Source organism: Ensifer adhaerens, from assembly GCF_002940685.1.
Classification (GTDB): Bacteria; Pseudomonadota; Alphaproteobacteria; order Rhizobiales; family Rhizobiaceae; genus Ensifer; species Ensifer adhaerens_E.
The window spans coordinates 294925-311661 of sequence record NZ_PNFP01000004.1; the positions used below are offsets into that span (position 1 = coordinate 294925).

General features: G+C 63.6%; 14 protein-coding genes. 6 read left to right on the plus strand and 8 right to left on the minus strand.

Annotated elements, in window-relative coordinates; genetic code table 11:
• The first annotated feature begins 88 nt into the window (after positions 1–88).
• Positions 89–1102, plus strand: a complete 1014-nt coding sequence (locus C1A35_RS09985) for a LacI family DNA-binding transcriptional regulator (protein ID WP_104664165.1) — start codon at positions 89–91, stop codon at positions 1100–1102.
• A 21-nt stretch (positions 1103–1123) separates the two neighbouring features.
• Here the strand turns inward: C1A35_RS09985 and C1A35_RS09990 are convergent, their stop codons facing one another.
• The 5 genes from C1A35_RS09990 to C1A35_RS10010 form a co-directional block, all read right to left on the minus strand.
• Positions 1124–2623 carry a sensor domain-containing diguanylate cyclase gene (locus C1A35_RS09990; protein WP_158665034.1) on the minus strand — a complete coding sequence of 500 codons (1500 nt, stop codon included), beginning with the start codon at positions 2621–2623 and terminating at the stop codon, positions 1124–1126.
• 238 nt (positions 2624–2861) lie between these two features.
• Positions 2862–4598 carry an ankyrin repeat domain-containing protein gene (locus C1A35_RS09995; protein ID WP_104664167.1) on the minus strand — a complete coding sequence of 579 codons (1737 nt, stop codon included), beginning with the start codon at positions 4596–4598 and terminating at the stop codon, positions 2862–2864.
• A 164-nt stretch (positions 4599–4762) separates the two neighbouring features.
• Positions 4763–5590 carry a TolB family protein gene (locus C1A35_RS10000; protein ID WP_104664168.1) on the minus strand — a complete coding sequence of 276 codons (828 nt, stop codon included), beginning with the start codon at positions 5588–5590 and terminating at the stop codon, positions 4763–4765.
• Positions 5591–5614: 24 nt separating this feature from the next.
• Complete coding sequence (locus C1A35_RS10005) at positions 5615–5950, minus strand: hypothetical protein (RefSeq protein WP_104664169.1); 336 nt, start codon at positions 5948–5950, stop codon at positions 5615–5617.
• A gap of 3 nt (positions 5951–5953) precedes the next feature.
• Positions 5954–7636: an NAD+ synthase gene (locus C1A35_RS10010; protein WP_104664170.1), complete on the minus strand. Its 1683-nt coding sequence runs from the start codon at positions 7634–7636 to the stop codon at positions 5954–5956.
• Positions 7637–7904: 268 nt separating this feature from the next.
• Here C1A35_RS10010 and C1A35_RS10015 point away from each other — a divergent pair, with 268 nt between their 5' ends.
• From C1A35_RS10015 to C1A35_RS10035, 5 genes are all read left to right on the plus strand, one after another.
• On the plus strand, positions 7905–9833 hold the full coding sequence (locus tag C1A35_RS10015; RefSeq protein WP_199772909.1) for an LTA synthase family protein: 1929 nt from the start codon (positions 7905–7907) through the stop codon (positions 9831–9833).
• Between the two features lie 115 nt (positions 9834–9948).
• Positions 9949–10497, plus strand: coding sequence for a DUF1003 domain-containing protein (locus C1A35_RS10020; protein WP_104664172.1), 549 nt, complete (start codon positions 9949–9951; stop codon positions 10495–10497).
• 283 nt (positions 10498–10780) lie between these two features.
• Positions 10781–11203, plus strand: coding sequence for a TadE/TadG family type IV pilus assembly protein (locus C1A35_RS10025; RefSeq protein ID WP_104664173.1), 423 nt, complete (start codon positions 10781–10783; stop codon positions 11201–11203).
• A gap of 1 nt (position 11204) precedes the next feature.
• The gene (locus tag C1A35_RS10030) at positions 11205–12938 is read left to right on the plus strand and encodes a pilus assembly protein TadG-related protein (protein WP_104664174.1); all 1734 of its coding nucleotides are present in this window, start codon (positions 11205–11207) and stop codon (positions 12936–12938) included.
• 184 nt (positions 12939–13122) lie between these two features.
• On the plus strand, positions 13123–14040 hold the full coding sequence (locus C1A35_RS10035) for a hypothetical protein (RefSeq protein WP_104664175.1): 918 nt from the start codon (positions 13123–13125) through the stop codon (positions 14038–14040).
• Between the two features lie 4 nt (positions 14041–14044).
• Here the strand turns inward: C1A35_RS10035 and C1A35_RS10040 are convergent, their stop codons facing one another.
• From C1A35_RS10040 to C1A35_RS10050, 3 genes are all read right to left on the minus strand, one after another.
• Positions 14045–14443: a GFA family protein gene (locus C1A35_RS10040; RefSeq protein WP_104664176.1), complete on the minus strand. Its 399-nt coding sequence runs from the start codon at positions 14441–14443 to the stop codon at positions 14045–14047.
• A gap of 180 nt (positions 14444–14623) precedes the next feature.
• Positions 14624–15997 (minus strand): class II 3-deoxy-7-phosphoheptulonate synthase, encoded by a 1374-nt coding sequence (locus tag C1A35_RS10045; RefSeq protein ID WP_104664373.1) that lies wholly within the window; start codon positions 15995–15997, stop codon positions 14624–14626.
• 380 nt (positions 15998–16377) lie between these two features.
• The gene (locus C1A35_RS10050; RefSeq protein ID WP_104664177.1) at positions 16378–16632 is read right to left on the minus strand and encodes a hypothetical protein; all 255 of its coding nucleotides are present in this window, start codon (positions 16630–16632) and stop codon (positions 16378–16380) included.
• Positions 16633–16737: the final 105 nt, after the last annotated feature.

The following is a 16737-nucleotide window of genomic DNA, read 5'->3' on the forward strand; positions in this document are numbered from 1 at the left end:
GGAACATCCCGATGAAGACGACTATAGGCGGCGGCAAAACATGATATAGAGCAAGAATCCATCAAAAAACCATCAGCAGAGCGAGGCGATGGCGCATCCGTTTCTGGTCAAGGACATCGCCTTTCAGGCCGGTCTCAGCACCGCGACGGTCGATCGTGTGCTCAACGAGCGCGCCGGTGTGCGCCGCCAGACCATCGCCCGCGTTCGTGCAGCCATCGAGGAGCTGGAGAAGCAGCAGGCCGGCCTCGACATCCAGGGCCGCAAGTTTGCGATCGATATCGTCATGGAGGCGCCGGAACGCTTCACCGACGCGGTGCGCCGCGCGTTTGAAAGCGAAGCGCTGACCTTCGCGCCGACCATCTTCCGCTGTCGGTTCCACTTCGCCGAGACGATGCGCCCGCAGGATACGGTGCAACTGCTCGACCGGATCCGGCTGCGCGGGACCGACGGCCTCGTATTGAAGGCGCCCGATGTGCCCGAGATCGTCGCCGCCGTCGGCCGCTTCGAGACGGGCGGCATTCCCGTCGTGACGCTGGTGACCGACCTGCCCCATTCAAAGCGGACCGCCTATGCCGGCGCGGACAACCGGGCAGCCGGCGAAACCGCCGCTTATCTCATCGGCGAGCGCTTTTCCGGCGCCGCGGCGACGGTGCTGGTGACATTGTCGAGCGGCCGTTTTCGCGGCGAGGAAGAACGTGAGATCGGTTTTCGCCGGGTGCTGCGCGACCGTTATCCTGCGATCCGGATGGTCGAGATCAGCGAGGGCCACGGCCGCGACAGCGAGACCGGTATCCTGGCGCATGTGGCGCTCGCGGCCAATCCCGATATCAATGCCGCCTATTCGATCGGTGGCGGCAACCGCTCGGTGCTGGCGGCCTTCGAACGCCTCGGCCGCCACTGCGCACTCTACGTCGCGCACGATCTCGACGGGGACAATCGGGCGCTGCTGCGCGATCGGCGAATTCACTTCGTGCTGCATCACGATCTCAAGACCGACGCCCGCACCGCCTTTCGGACGATGATGCTTCGGCCGGGTACGCCTGCGATCGGCCCGCAGCTTTCCGCCGTCGTGGTCATCACGCCCTACAATGTCCCGGAGTAACATCCCCGCCTGCCAGCGCCTTCAGGCGGCCGACTGGTCGCCGTCCTTCTCCGCCGGCAGAACCATGTCGTCGGCCGTTTCGAAGCGATTGCGGCCGCGCCGCTTGGCGAGGTAGAGCGCCTCGTCGGCCGCCAGAAGCAACTGGCGCGCCGTCTGCCCGTGCCGTGGCGCAAAGGCGATGCCGGCGCTGCCGCCGACGACCAGCATCTGCCCCTCGAAGGCGACCGGCGTCTGCGCATCGGCGATCAGGCCGGCGGTCAGGCTGCGGGCGTCGGCCTCACTGCAATCACCGAGAATGACCGCGAACTCGTCGCCCCCAAGCCGGGCGACCATGCCCTTCGGCCCCGCGCGGTTGCGAAAGCGCTCGGCCATGGCGACAAGCACAGCGTCGCCGGCGGCGTGACCGTAGCGGTCGTTGACCGCCTTGAATTCGTCGAGGTCGGCATAGACGAGCGTGAAGGGATGCGTCGTTGCCCGCAGCAGCGCTGCTGCCAGCATGTCGTCGAAGCCGCTGCGGTTCATCAGCCCGGTCAGGCGGTCGTGCTTGGCGAGGTGCCGGTTCAGCGCTTCGCTCTGCTGCAGGGCGGCAAACAGCGTCGAGAAGCGCAGCGCCACGAAGGCCATCAGCAGCGCTGCGACGATCGCCATGATGATGACGCTCGGCAACAGCTCGGCGCGCACGAACCCGCCGGGTGATTTCGGCATCCAGGCCGCCACGAGACAGGACGCATCGGAGCAGCGCCCGACCAACGCGTAAGCGCTGCCTGCCGGACGCTCGTTGAGGGGAACGAAGGTCAATCCCCGGATGCCCAGCCGTGCGGCGATCTCGCGCGTCATCTTCGGGGTAACGGGGCGAACGGAAACCATCAGCACCGGTGCGCGCCGCTCTGTCGGGACCAGCAACGTCTCGGGAATGACCGCCTGCACGACGGCCACGCTCATGCGTCCTTCGATCTCGCGCAGGTCCACCGCATGGATGCCGGGCACGGCGGGGATCACCGATTGCGGGTCCGGCGTCACGACATCCAGCTGATAGGTGCCATGGTTGTTTCTGAGTACGTTGTCATAGCGGCGCCTGGCCTCCTCGATGAGATCGTCGACCTCATCGAGCGGTCCGCGCGCCATCGCGGCTGGAACCGACGCGCCGTCCTTGAGTGCAGTCGACACGTTGCGTTCCGGATCCGTGAAGATGATCCAGGAGAAACCGTAGTCTTCCCACAGCCATCCCGTCAGCTCGTCGCCGACGAAACTGTCGCTGACATGACCGGCCTTCAGTTCCGCGTAGGTCTTGTCCCAGAAGGAAAGCTGAGCCTGGAATTGGACGGCTGCATCCATCTGGTGGCGCAACTCGTTTGCGACGAGCCGCCGTTCCGCCGAAAGACCGAAGCGATCGGCCTCCCTGACCGATCGGTCGAGGACATAGATGAGGCTTGCGATGATCAGGACCGCGACCAGGGTACAGGCGGCGTGGATCGCCCAGACCGTCTTGTCCCGCTTTGCCTGCCGCAACGCCTTTTCCACCACGCCAGTCCCCCTCGTCCGTACCGGCCATGCCGGGCATTCTAGCACTTGTGGAGTGCGATGCGCGACGACGGCAGCCGATACTGCCGCACCCTAGCGGTCAAAATCGAAGTTTGGCTTAAATAAGCTGGTGTTGAAATACTTAACGATTTCAACCGGCTGAATCCGCTGACAATCAGCGGTCGCAGGGGATGGAAGAGGGCGCGGATCATCGTCCGCGCCCTCTCCCGGCACCTCGTTATTGTCGAGCCGCCTTTGAAGCGCGCAACAAGGCGATGATCTCCTCATTGCCACGTTCCAGGGCGAGCGCGCTTATCGACGGGCCGGCAGCGCCATCGCGCAAGCGCGCATTCGCTCCCCTGTCGAGAAGCAGCCGCACCGCATCCGCCTGCCCGTTGATCACGGCAAAGGCGAGCGGCGTCATCCAATCGTGCTGCGGCTCCGGCCGCCCGCGGCCACGGAACGTGCCGAACGCCGTCTCGATCAGTGCCGGCTGCCGGTCGAGGATCTCCGCCAGCCGCCCGGTCACGCCAAAGGATGCGGCGGCAAAGACATCGAGCGGCTGCGCCTTGAGGAAGCGCACCATCTCGGCCTTGCCGTTATACTGCGCCCAGCCGATCGGCGGCGCGTGGTGGTAAGGGTCACGGGCCATGGCATCGGCTCCGTGATCGAGCAGGAGCCTTGCCATGTCGATATGCCCATGCAGCGCCGCCTCGTGCATCGGCGTGCGCGAGGTCATGCGGTTGACGTCGAAGCCGAGCGACAGCATCAGCGCGACCGCATCATGCCGGTCCTCACCCGCCGCCTCGTGCAGCATCGCCGGATGCGCGGCTTCGGTCCGGGCGACAAGCGTCGGATCCGCGTCGACGAGTTCCCTCGCCTCGTCGACCTTCACTTCCCCAACGGCACGGGCCAGCCGGTCGACATCACCAAGGGGCATCACCCTCGCGCCACGCGAAACGAGATACTGCGCCAGTGCCGGATCACCGCCGAGTTCCGCCCATTGGTAGGGCGTGCGGCCCTTGATCGGGCGGTTGACGTCGGCGCCGTGTTCGACAAGCAGCCGCACCCGGTCGGCCATGCGTTTTTCCAGTGCCCAGGCAAGCTGGTAGTCGAACACGCGCTCGCCGTTTTCGACCAACTGGCCATCGTTGCGCACAAGCCAGTTGTTGCGGTCGTCGGCATTGAGGCCGTGGTCGAGCAGCAGCTTGAGGCAAGTGTTGTCGGGCTCGAACATCCGGTTGTAGAGCGCCTGGCTGTCATTGGCCCGGGCACCGGCAGACAGCAGCAGCCGCGCAAAGGCGACGCAATCCGGATGCGGCGGCTGCCGCTCCGGTCCGGCTTCGCCCTCGCCGAAAACCCCGGTCAACGCCGTGAAACGATACTGACCGTCGTCGAGCCAATGGGCGTTCGGGTCGGCGCCGCGGGCGATCAGCCGCGCGGCAGCGGGTAGCGACGAACGACCGGGCACGCGGGCATAGGCGGTGTAGAGCAGCGGCTCCCAGTCGTAGGGACCGCCACGCTTGTTTGCGAGCTTGGGGTCGCGATCGAGCCAATGGTCGATCGCCTCGGCGTCGCCGAGCGCCGCGGCCACATGAATGCTGTCGCCGGCGATCTCAGGGTGTTCGTCCAGGAGGGCAAGTGCCTGAGAAAACCGTTCAGGATCTGCCGCTATGTCACTGAAATACGAGACCGATGCGAGACCGAGAAAGCGATTGGCAAGCTGCTCTGTCGCCGGCTGCGCGGCGCCCGCCTTTTCAAGTTGCCGCTTCAGCCGCGTCCAGCTCGCAAAGCCGAATTCGCGGGCAAGCACGAGCTGGGCATCCTGGAGACCCATTTCGGCAGGATCCGAGAAATAGGGAAGCGCCCGCTGGCGGGCACTGGCATCGCCGGCCTTCACGGCTTTCAGAAGAGCCTTGGCCTGCTTGCGGATGGTATCGAGGGTAAGGTTCGCGGAAAGATCGCGCGTGATCATGAAAGACCTCCTTTCATTCACGTCCGGTATCCGCGCCCACAGACTGAAAAGAGGTGTGGCAACCAAGTTCAGTGAGACAGGTGGGCCTTGCCCTTCCCGCGGATCGGATGCGCCCTGCGAACGAACGAAGCGCTAGCACGCGGGATTATACTTGTCCAGCGTCCTCATCTTTCGGGCTCGTAGCGCACGAAGGCGAAGCGGTCGCCTGATGGAGACCAGTTGGGAACGTTGATCGTTCCCTGTCCGCCGAAGAGCTCGAACAGCTCCCGCGCATTGCCGCCGTCCATGTTCATCAGTCTCAGCCGCACGTCGAGGTCTCTTGGATGATCGAAGACATCGCCGTCATAGGAAAGCACCAGCAGGTTCTTGCCGTCAGGCGACGGATGCGGGAACCAGTCGCCATAGGGGCTGTCGGTGATCCGCGTGACGTCGCTACCGTCAGGCCGCACGCGCCAGATCTGCATCTGCCCGGTGCGGCTGGAGTTGAAGTAGATCCATTCACCATCGGCCGACCAGTCGGGCCCGTCGTTGCGGCCCTCGCCATGGGTCAGGCGCGTCTCCTCGCCGCCATCGACGGAGATCGTGTAGATGTCGAAGACCTGGTCGCGGATGCCGCAATAGGCGAGCGTCTGCCCGTCCGGCGACCAGCCATGCCAGTAGGACGGCAGGTTGCGGGTGACGAGTCGCGGTCGGCCACCTTCCGCCGGCAGCAGATAGATCGCCGATTTTCCGAACTCGGTCTTGTCGCTGATCGCAAGTGTGCGGCCGTCCGGCGAGATGCCGTGATCGTTGTTGCAGAGCGTCGCAAAGCCGGTGTCGATCTCCACCGGCTCGGAACCATCAAGACCAAGCCGATAGAGCCTGCCGTCGCCGTTGATGATCAGATGCGATCCGTCCCGCGACCAGTTCGGCGCCTCGACCAGCCTGTCCGTCTGCCAGACGACCCGCGTTTCGCCGCTTGCGATGTCATGGATTTCGACGGAACTGCGCATTCTCTTCTCCCGCCTGGAAAGCAGCTACTTGCGTTCTTCACCCGGCGACAGTGTCGCCAGAATTTTGGCACAGACCGATTGCATCAGGACGGAATCGCGTCGCTCCCGCCACGTCGAAACCAACCCCCAGGCGAGCAGGAGCAGGATGCAGACGAAGGCGACGCCGATCATGGTGAGGCTGCCGGTCGCAAGGCCGTAGATCCCGAAGATAGCCGGTGTAGCGAAATAGGCGATCTGCGCCGAAAGCTGCCGGCCGGCGGAGACATCGCTGAGCGACCACAGCCGCATCAGCCGGATTTCCTCGTCCGTGAACGCTGGACGGCCTTGCCGGCCGTCCTCTTCTGCGGAGAGGGCGTCCATCTCCTAACCCCGGTCGCGGAAGCGATTGGTGATCGGGTAGCGGCGATCGCGGCCGAAATTCTTCTTGGTGATCTTGACGCCCGGCGCCGACTGCCGGCGCTTGTATTCGGCGATGTAGAGCAGATGCTCGACCCGGTGCACCGTCGCCTCGTCGTGGCCGCGCGCGACGATTTCGTCGGTCCCCATCTCCTTTTCCACCAGGCACTCGAGAATGTCGTCGAGCACCGGATAGGGCGGCAGCGAATCCTGGTCCGTCTGGTTGGGGCGAAGCTCGGCCGAAGGCGCCTTGTCGATGATGTTCTGCGGAATGACGATGCCGGAAGGACCGAGCGCGCCCGGCGGCACGGTTGCGTTGCGCCAGCGCGAGATCGCATAGACCTGCATCTTGTAGAGGTCCTTGATCGGGTTGAAGCCGCCGTTCATGTCGCCGTAGAGCGTGGCGTAGCCCACCGACATCTCCGACTTGTTGCCCGTCGTCACCACCATAGAGCCGAACTTGTTGGAGATCGCCATCAGGATCGCGCCGCGCGTGCGGCTCTGCAGGTTTTCCTCGGTGATGCCGGATTCGGTGCCTTCGAACGTATCGGAGAGCGCGCTGAGGAACCCTTCGACCGGCTCCGAGATCGGCACGATGTCGTAGCGGCAGCCAAGCGCTGCGGCGCATTCCTTGGCGTCCTTCAGCGATTCCTGCGAGGTGTAGCGGTAAGGCAGCATGACGGTGCGCACCCGCTCCTCGCCGAGCGCATCCACCGCCAGCGCCGCACAGATGGCGGAATCGATGCCGCCGGAAAGGCCGAGCACCACGTTCTTGAAGCCGTTCTTGTTGACGTAGTCACGGAAGCCGAGCATGCAGGCGCGGTAGTCCGCCTCCTCCCGTTCCGGCAGCCGCGACTTCAGGCCGCTCTCGCAATGCCAGCCGCCCTCGCCCTTCTTCCACTCGACGATCGAGATCGCCTCTTCGAACTGGCTCATCTGGAAGGCGAGCGACTTGTCCGTATTGAAGGCGAAGCTTGCGCCGTCGAAGACCAGTTCGTCCTGGCCGCCCAACTGGTTGGCGTAGATCATCGGCAGCCCGGTCTCGATCACCTGCTTCAGCACCACCTGGTGGCGCACGTCGACCTTGCCGCGATAATAGGGCGAACCGTTCGGCGACAGCAGGATTTCTGCACCGCTTTCGGCCAAAGTCTCGCAGACGCCGAGATCGCCCCAGATATCCTCGCAGATCGGAATGCCGATGCGCACGCCACGGAAATTGACCGGCCCAGGCATCTCGCCCGGATCAAAGACGCGCTTTTCGTCAAACTCGCCATAGTTCGGCAGATCGACCTTGTCGCGGATCGCGATCACCTTGCCGCCGTCGAGCACCGCTACCGAATTGTGCCGGCCAGTCTTTGCCTGGCGCGGGAAACCGATGATGACACCCGGTCCGCCGTCGGCCGTTTCGGCGGCAAGCTTTTCGACCGCCTGCAGGCAGGCCTTCAGAAAGGCAGGCTTCAGCACCAGATCTTCCGGCGGATAGCCCGAGATGAAGAGCTCCGTCAAAAGCAGGAGATCGGCGCCCTGGCGCGCCGCATCGGTGCGCGCCTCGCGCGCCTTGACCAGGTTTCCGGCGATGTCGCCCACGGTCGGGTTGAGCTGGGCGACGGCGATGCGAAGGAGCGAGGGGGCGTTTTTATGGGCGGTCATGAGCGGGCCTGTCGGTCTGTTCTGAACGATTGCATCTGACTTTCGCAATGTTCTTTAGCGCAATCTGCGGGAAAATACCCACAGGCAATCGCCGACACGCGAAAAAATCCGAAAAATTCTGTTTTTCCCGGTCCTTATACCGGGCTGTTCGCGCGTCTTCACGCCACGAAAAGCCCCCCTCCATCCCGGTTAAGAAACCATTCATCCCCTGTTCAAAATGACGGGCGTATGACAGTTACACGACGCATTTATGAAATTGGAGAATATGTTGGCCAGTATCGATTCCGCTGTCGCGAGAGGCTCACGTGTCTATGTCGACCGACCCGGCTTCACCGCGCGGCACGCCAAGACGCTCGCTTCCACGCGCAGCGCACTGTTCTCCCTTTTTGTTGCAACTGCCCTTGTCTTCGCCGTTGAACTGATCGTCCGTCAGTCGCTGACCGATACCGTCGCCTATGTGCTTGATCCCACGCGCCCGGCGCTAACGACCATCGGCATATTCTTTCTCATTCTGCTGGCTGTCGACGGCATTTTCGGTCGCGAGCACAAGTCGGCCGTGGTGATCGCGCCGCTCGCGCTCCTGCCGGCCGTCATCTGCCAGCAGAAGCAGGTCTTCCTGTCCGACCCGCTCTACCCGACCGACTTCCTGTTCGGCCGCCAGATCATGGAACTGATGCCGGTACTGGTGAAGGACCGCCCGTGGACGGCCGTCGGCATCGCGGTCGGCCTCGTCGCCACCGTCGTCGCCATCGCCCTTCTCCTGCGCTTTGCCTGGCGGACCTTCCCGAAGCTTTCCAAGCGCGAGCGCGTGGCGCGGCTCGCCTTCGCGCTGCCGCTGCTGGTCGCCTTCTGGAACATCATGGACTACAACCAGTTCTCCTGGATCCGTGATCGCCTGAAGGTCATCCCGATCATGTGGGATCAGACCGAGAACTACAAACACAACGGCTTTGCGCTCGCCTTTGCCATCAACCTGCCGATGGCCAATGTCAGCGCGCCCGCCGGCTACATGGTCGACGCGATCGACCGCATTCCGGTCAAGCCCCTTCCGGCCGGCACCTCGCATCGCGGCAAGCCCGACGTCATCGTGCTGATGAGCGAATCCTTCTGGGATCCGACCCGCCTGCCGAACGTCAAGCTCTCGCCCGACCCGATGCCGACCATTCGCGAAATGCAGTCGGGCAACGTCTTCTCGCCGGAATTCGGCGGCATGACCGCCAATGTCGAATTCGAGGCGCTGACCGGCTTCTCGAACGCCTTCCTGCCCTATGGCAGCATTCCCTACCAGCAGTACATCCGCAATCCGATCCCGTCGCTTGCCACGTTCTTCCGTGGCGAGGGCTATGTCTCGCGCGCCATCCACCCCTTCCAGAGCTGGTTCTGGAACCGCACCGCCGTCTACAAGGCCTTCGGCTTCGACATGTTCAAGTCGGAAGAGAACATGCCGGCGATGCAGAAACGCGGCATCTTCGCCTCGGACGAATCTCTGACGAAGGAGATTATCCACCAGGCCGACGCGATGGACGATCCGTTCTTCTTCTTCGCCGTCACGCTCCAGGGCCACGGCCCCTATGAGGCGAACCGCTATGCCCAGAACACCATCAAGGTCGAAGGCGACCTGCCGGAAGCCGATCGCCAGGTGCTCGCCACCTATGCGCAAGGCATCAAGGAGGCCGACGACAGCCTGAAGATGCTGATGGACTGGGCGAAGAAGCGCGACCGCGAAACGATCATCGTGCTCTTCGGCGACCACCTGCCGCCGCTCAACACGGTCTATACCAGCACCGGTTTCATGAAGGGCGTGACGGCGGAGCGCAAAGGTTCGAAGGAGCAGATGAAGGCGCAGCACGAAACGCCGCTCGTCGTCTGGTCGAACAAGACCGGCCCGAGGAAGAACGTCGGCACGATCAGCCCGGCCTTCCTCTCCTACCAGATCCTCAAGCAGTCGGGCTACGAGCACCCCTACTACACCGGCTTCCTCGGCAAGGTTTACGACCAGTACCGCGTCGTCGACCGCTACATGCTGATCCGCAAGAACGGCAAGGAAGTCGCCGAGTGGTCGCGCCAGCCGAAGGTGCCGGCGCTGCTGCGTGACTACCGGTTCCTGCAGCACGACATGATGTTCGGCGAACGGTTCTCGACCGACCGGTTCTTCAAGTCGCATGCGGATCTCTTCGCAAGCGTCGAGACCCATTAAGCAACCGGACCGGAGCGGCAGCAGTCGCTCCGGTCCCGCAGCATTTTCCGCTGCTTGACGATTTCCTTGCGGAACTGACGCGTTAGATTGTCTCCGGCCAACTCCGGAGATCGCCATGCCGCACTTCAACGACATTTCAAAACAGCTTTTCGGCAAGCCGCTCAGCGAGCTTGGAGAGATCGAGCGCCGCATTCTCGCCCACGCCCGCGACCGGCGCGCGATCGCGACGGATTCACATGCGACCTTCGCTGCCGGCCTCTCCTTCGGCGAAAGGCTCGCGGACAATATCGCGCGCATCGGCGGCTCGTGGAGCTTTATCATCGGCTTTTGCGGCTTTCTCGTATGTTGGGTGCTTCTGAACACCGTCCTGCTCGCCGCGGGTGCCTTCGATCCCTACCCGTATATTTTTCTCAATTTGATGCTTTCGATGCTCGCGGCGCTCCAGGCGCCGGTCATCATGATGTCGCAGAACCGCCAGGCCGAGCGCGATCGCTTCGCCGCCTCGAAGGACTACGAGGTCAATCTCAAATCGGAGGTCGAATTGATCGCGCTGCACCACAAGGTCGACGACGTGCTGCTGCGCGAGATCTCCGAGCTGCGCGCTGACCTGGCAGCGCTCAACCGTCAGCTCGAACGTTACCGCGCGCCGCCTGCGCAGGAGTGACCGCACACCGACCAATGCGGGCCGGCGCGCAAGCGAAACGGGGGCAGCGCTCAGCGCTTTTCAGGCATCACGGAAACGGTGCGTGCAGCCCGCGTGACAGGGCGAAAACTGGCTCACTTTCATAAACCCTAATTCAACCACGACTACACATTTTACAACAAGCGCGAAAATTGCATCGATTCAACAACTTATCGGAGTATGAAAAAATTAATATTTGAGGATCACGTTATGGGTGCAGGGACATTCGAAAGATACAGCAACGTGGGTACGCGGAGATGCTGCAATGTCCAACTTCAAGCGCCTGTTCGGTGGCCGAGACGGGGCCGCCGCGATCGAATTTGCAATCATAGCACCGCTGTTTTTTATGTGCGTGCTGACCTTGATCGCCTATGGCATCTACCTCAGTGCCGCCCATTCCATCCAGCAGATCGCCGCCGATGCGGCCCGCACCGCAATCGCCGGCCTTTCCGAAACCGAGCGTGAACGGCTCGCGACCGACTACATCCGTCGCACGACGATGGACCAGACCTTCATCAAGTCCTCGCGGATGACCGTCACCGTCAAGGATGACGCCAACAACTCGAACCAGTTCACCGTCCGCATCAAGTACGACGCCGGCGACCTGCCGATCTTCAACCTTTTCACGTTCGCCATGCCGAGCGAACAGATCGAGCGCTTCGCAACGATACGCATCGGGGGGGTCTGATATGCTGTGGAAACCTGTTCGGGCCCTTGCCCGAGAGCGCAGCGGCAATATCGGCATCTCGGCCGCCCTCGCCATGCCCCTGGTCATCACGTCGATGGCCCTTGCGATCGACTACGGCTATCTCACCGTCCAGAAGCGCGAAATGCAGACGGCGGTCGATCTCGCCGCCATAGCCGCCGCCGCCAACGTCAGTGGCGCCGAGAAGGCCGTGCTCAACCACTTTGCCAGCAACGGCCTGAAATACGGCGTTATGACCGCGAGCGGATTGATGACCGTCGACGGCAAGGTCCTGGCACCTGGCGACCTCAACATCGCCAAGGTTGACGGCGTTGCAACCGTTGTGCGCGGGCGCTACATCCCCGACCCGTCGGTCGATGCCGGTCAGCGTTTCGTCAAGGACGCCACGCCGACCGACGCCGTACAGGTGCTGCTCGAAAAGAAGGGCGACATCTTCCTCGCCTCGATCTTTACCACCGCGCCGGATCTCAGCGTCGTCGGCACGGCGGCGAGCTCGAAGATCGCCGCGTTCTCCGTCGGCTCGCGCCTTGCCAGCCTGAACGAAGGGCTGCTCAACTCCATCCTCGGGCAGATGCTCGGCACGACGGTTTCGCTGAAGGTCATGGATTACCAGGCGCTGATCGCTGCGGACATCGATATACAGCCGTTCCTGAAGATCATTGCGACCCGTCTCAGCCTCACCACCGCGTCCTATGAAGACGTGCTCAAGGCCGAACTGACGATGCCGCAGTTGCTCTCCTCCATGCGGCTCGTTCAGGGCCTGTCCGGAACCGTGACAGCGGCCCTCAGGAGCATCGAGCTTGCGACCGCGAACGACAAGCGCACGTTCACCCTGGCGCAGATCCTCAACCTCGACCCGAAGAAGAGCCTGCAGATCGACGCCGGCTCCAACTGGGCGATGCGGGTGAGCGCGCTGCAGATCGTGTCTGCTGCAGCGGCGATTGCCAATGGCAAGAACCAGATCGCGCTGAATGCCGTGGCCGGCCTCCCCGGCATCGCGTCTGCCAAGGTCAAGCTCGCGATCGGCGAGCCGCCCGTCGAAACGCCCAGCCACCGCCTCGGCACGCCTGGCGCTGCGGTTCGCACCGCCCAGACCCGCCTTGCCGTCGAAGTCAACGTCGATGGGCTTGCGGCACTTGCCGGCATTCGCATCCGCCTGCCGATCTATGTCGAGCTCGCCTATGCGGAAGCCAAGCTCGCCGATATCCGATGCTATGGCGGCACGCCTGAGAATGCCTCGGTCACCGTCGATGCAGTGCCTGGCGTAGCCGAGATCGCAATCGGCGAAGTCGATCCGGCGGTCCTGTCCAACTTCTCGTCCGATGCGCGCGTCCAAAGAGCCAAGCTCGTCGACGCCCTGGTGGTCAAGATCGATGCGCTCGCCCATGTCGAGGCGCAGAACCTCAAGGCAACGCGCCTGAGCTTCAGCCCGTCCGAGGTCGCCGCCCGGTCGATCAAGACCGTTTCGACCAAGGACATCCTGACGTCGACGACGCAGACGCTGCTCAACAATCTCGACCTGAACATCCAGGTCCTGTTCCTGACGCTCGGCAGCCCGACGATCGTGCAGCAGGCGCTGGCCCAGACGCTCGGAGCGGTCACCAAACCGGTCGACGATCTGCTCTACAACCTGCTTCTGCTGGTCGGCGTCCGCGTCGGCGAGGCCGACGTCCGCGTCACCGGCGTCAAGTGCCAGTCACCGGTGCTCGTTCAGTAAGCAGGACCGAACGCGTGATCGGGGCGCCCGGCGACAGACCGTCGGGCGCCCCGATGAACAATTTCGTGAGTTGACACGTTGTGCGCAAGGTAGCCCTGTTAGAGCGGGCGGAGCTGAGTGGCGATCTGTGGCCTCGAATCGGGCATTGGACGCGCCGCGCGAGCATTGGGGGTGTGCGCAGCAGATGCGTGTGATGGCAGAGCAGGAAGGCGCAGCGCGGGATGGCTCGCTCGCCTTCACCGCGGAAGGATTTCTTCGTCATCCGGATTTGCGCAGCGTGCTGCAGGCGAGCGCACGCGATCTCATGGCCGCCTACGACATGTTCCCCCGCATCGCCCGCCTTGTCGCCTCCCACCAGAAATGGACGCTGAGCCAGGCGGTCTACGCCCTTCACCTCGAGCGTGAGCCCGGCAATCCCGAAACCGGGATCACCACCGCGCGCCTCCTGAAGTTCATCCACGAGACCGGCGGCGCCAGCCGCAACACGGCCGCGGCCTTCATAGCCGAACTGGTGACCTACAAGCTTCTGCGCGACGCGGAAGGCGGGCGCGCGCGCAAGAAGATCCGTCCGCTTGAGCCGACGGAAGTCAGCGAAGGCGCCATGCTGCGCTGGTTCATGAGCCAGATGGGAACGCTCGACCGCTTCGACGGCCAAAGCCGTGTCGCACGCGTCGAAGCCGACCGTTCGATTTTCGAGCGGGCGCAGCCGATCGGCGCGCGCCTCTTGCTTTCGGACCGCCGCTGGACCGAACCGCCGGAGGGTGTCGCGGCGTTCGTCTGGACCGAGTGCGGCGGCCTCCTTCTCGACGACCTGATGGCGCGACCGAAAAGCCTGGACCCCGTGGACGGCAAGGTCTGGCTGGAAGCAAACCTCTCGGATCTCGCCACGCATTACATGATTTCGAACACCCATATCCGACGCATCTTCACGCGGGCGCAGGACCTCGGCCTGCTTGGCAGGGCCGATCAGGGGCAGCGCGGCCTGTTCTGGCTGAGCGAGCGGCTGATTGAGGAATATTGCCACTGGCAGGCCGTCAAGCTGGCGGGCCTTGCCAATGGTTTCCGGCAGGCCGAACGGCCCGCGGAAAGCGCGCCGGAGTAAGAGTTCACACCCGGCCGGCCGCGAATTTCGGCAGATCGTCCTTGATCTCGTAGAAATCGCCCTGATCTTCACAGAAGATGTGATAGCCTGCCTTCAGCTCGGTCGGCTTCTCGAAGGCGCCAGCGAGGATCGAGGTGTAATCCGAACCGTCCGCCTTCCAGAACAGCGCCGATCCGCAGCGCCGGCAGAAGCCTCTACTGGCGCTGTCGCTGGCCCTGTACCAGGTCACGTTCTCCGCACCTTCCAGTTCGAAGTCCCGGTCCTGCACATTGGTCGCGGCGTAGTAGAGCCCGGTCTGCTTCCGGCACTGGCTGCAATGGCAGAAGATCAGTTCGCGCAATTCGCCGCGCGCCTTGAAGCGTATGGAACCGCAAAGGCAGCCCCCGTGATGAACGTCCTGCATCGCCCCTCCCAAGAGTCATGATCGCTCCATCCTGCCATGGAGCCGCCAGGCGCAAGCAATCGCCTGCGCCGCGCCCTGCTCCAGACACGAAAATGCCGGGCCAGCTTCCAGAGCCGGCCCGGCATTGTCAAATTCAAAGCATCAAGTCGAAGTTCAGAAAACCTGAACCATGACAGTAGCTTAACCGTTGACGACCATCTTCTTCTCGTCGCGGCCGCCCTTCATGCGCTCGGCGAGCAGGAACGCCAGTTCCAGCGCCTGGTCGGCGTTGAGGCGCGGATCGCAATGGGTGTGGTAGCGGTCGGCGAGATCGTCGCCCGAAAGCGCACGCGCACCGCCGGTGCATTCCGTCACGTCGTTGCCGGTCATCTCGATATGGATGCCGCCCGGATGCGAGCCTTCGGCGCGATGGATCTGGAAGAAGCTTTCGACTTCCGACAGGATCCGCTCGAACGGACGGGTCTTGTAGTTGTTGAGCGTGATCGTGTTGCCGTGCATCGGATCGCAGGACCAGACCACCTTCTTGCCCTCGCGCTCGACCGCGCGGATGAGGCGCGGCAGATGCTCGGCAACCTTGTCGTGGCCGAAGCGGCAGATCAGCGTCAGGCGGCCGGCTTCGTTGGCCGGATTGAGCAGATCGATCAGCTCCAGGAGACCGTCGGCCGTCAGCGACGGGCCGCACTTGAGGCCGAGCGGGTTCTTGATGCCGCGGCAGTACTCGATATGCGCATGGTCGGGCTGGCGGGTACGGTCGCCGATCCAGATCATGTGGCCCGACGTGGCGTACCAGTCGCCCGAGGTCGAATCGACGCGCGTCAGCGCCTGCTCGTAGCCGAGCAGCAGCGCCTCGTGGCTGGTGAAGAAATCGGTCTCGCGCAGGCTCGGATGGTTTTCCGAGGTGATGCCGATCGCCTTCATGAAGTCCATGGTCTCGGAGATACGGTCCGCAAGCTTGCGGTAGCGTTCCGCCTGCGGGCTGTCCTTGACGAAGCCGAGCATCCACTGGTGCACGTTGTCGAGGTTGGCATAACCGCCCATCGCAAAGGCGCGCAGGAGGTTCAGCGTCGCGGCCGACTGGCGGTAAGCCATGATCTGGCGTTCCGGGTTCGGAATGCGCGCTTCCTCGGTGAACTCGATGCCGTTGATGATGTCGCCGCGGTAGGACGGCAGCGTCACGTCACCCTGCTTTTCGACGCCCGAGGAACGGGGCTTGGCGAACTGGCCGGCGATACGGCCGACCTTGACCACCGGCTGCTGCGCACCGAAGGTGAGCACGACGGCCATCTGCAGGAAGGCGCGGAAGAAGTCGCGGATCGTGTCGGCGCCGTGTTCGGCGAAGCTCTCGGCGCAGTCGCCGCCCTGCAGCAGGAAGCCGCGGCCTTCGGCAACGTTGGCAAGGGCACTCTTCAGACGACGGGCTTCGCCCGCAAACACCAGCGGCGGATACTTCGCGAGGCGCGCTTCGGTCGCCTCAAGCGCTGCCAGGTCCGGATAGTCCGGCACCTGCTGGATGGGTTTCTGCCGCCAGCTGTTTGGAGTCCAAGTCTGTGCCATTTCGATCACCTGTTGTCTGCCGCGGTTCCAACCGCGCGGGTCACGCCCCGACGGCCAAGGCGGCCGCCCGGTATTCTGAAATTTCACTCACCATCCGCTCGCCCTGCCCCGGTCACTCGGCCAAGCCTCGTGCCCGCCCAGCCGGAAACGCCGCGGAATGCGGGCTTATAGACGTTAAGGAAACGCTTGGAAAGCCATCCTATCAGAATTCATTGCTTTGCAGGACGCCCGGTGCGCAAGGATATGTCCACAGGGCGCATGATCCCGAAAGCATAGCCCCATATATCGAAAGAACTGTGCGCGGTTTCAATAGGATAGTGGCGCCGGCGCGCCGCCGCCACGGCCGCGCGGCGACGCTGCCGCGACAGGAAACGGTGTGTTCATCGATGGTGTCCGGCGGCCTGCGGCCTGCAACGGCCCGCACTCCCGTCCCGGTGCGCCCCTGCGGGCGCGGCAACGGCGCGCGTCGACCACGCGCCCGGCCTGCGCCGGCCAAGCAGGAAAGAGAAGACCGGCAGCACCCAGTGCAGGCCGCGCCATTCCGGCCCGTCGAGCGGATCGTCCAGGCCGCCGCGCTGCCCGTGGCGGCCTTCGCGATGCAGAACCATCCACATGACAGCCCAATGTTCAAACATGGTCTCGCCTCCTTTGCCTTGAGACAATGGGAGACCTAATGTCTTGGCGGGCAGCGTTGTAGGCGCACCGCTGAAAGACGTCTTTCATCCGCGAACGGAAGCCAA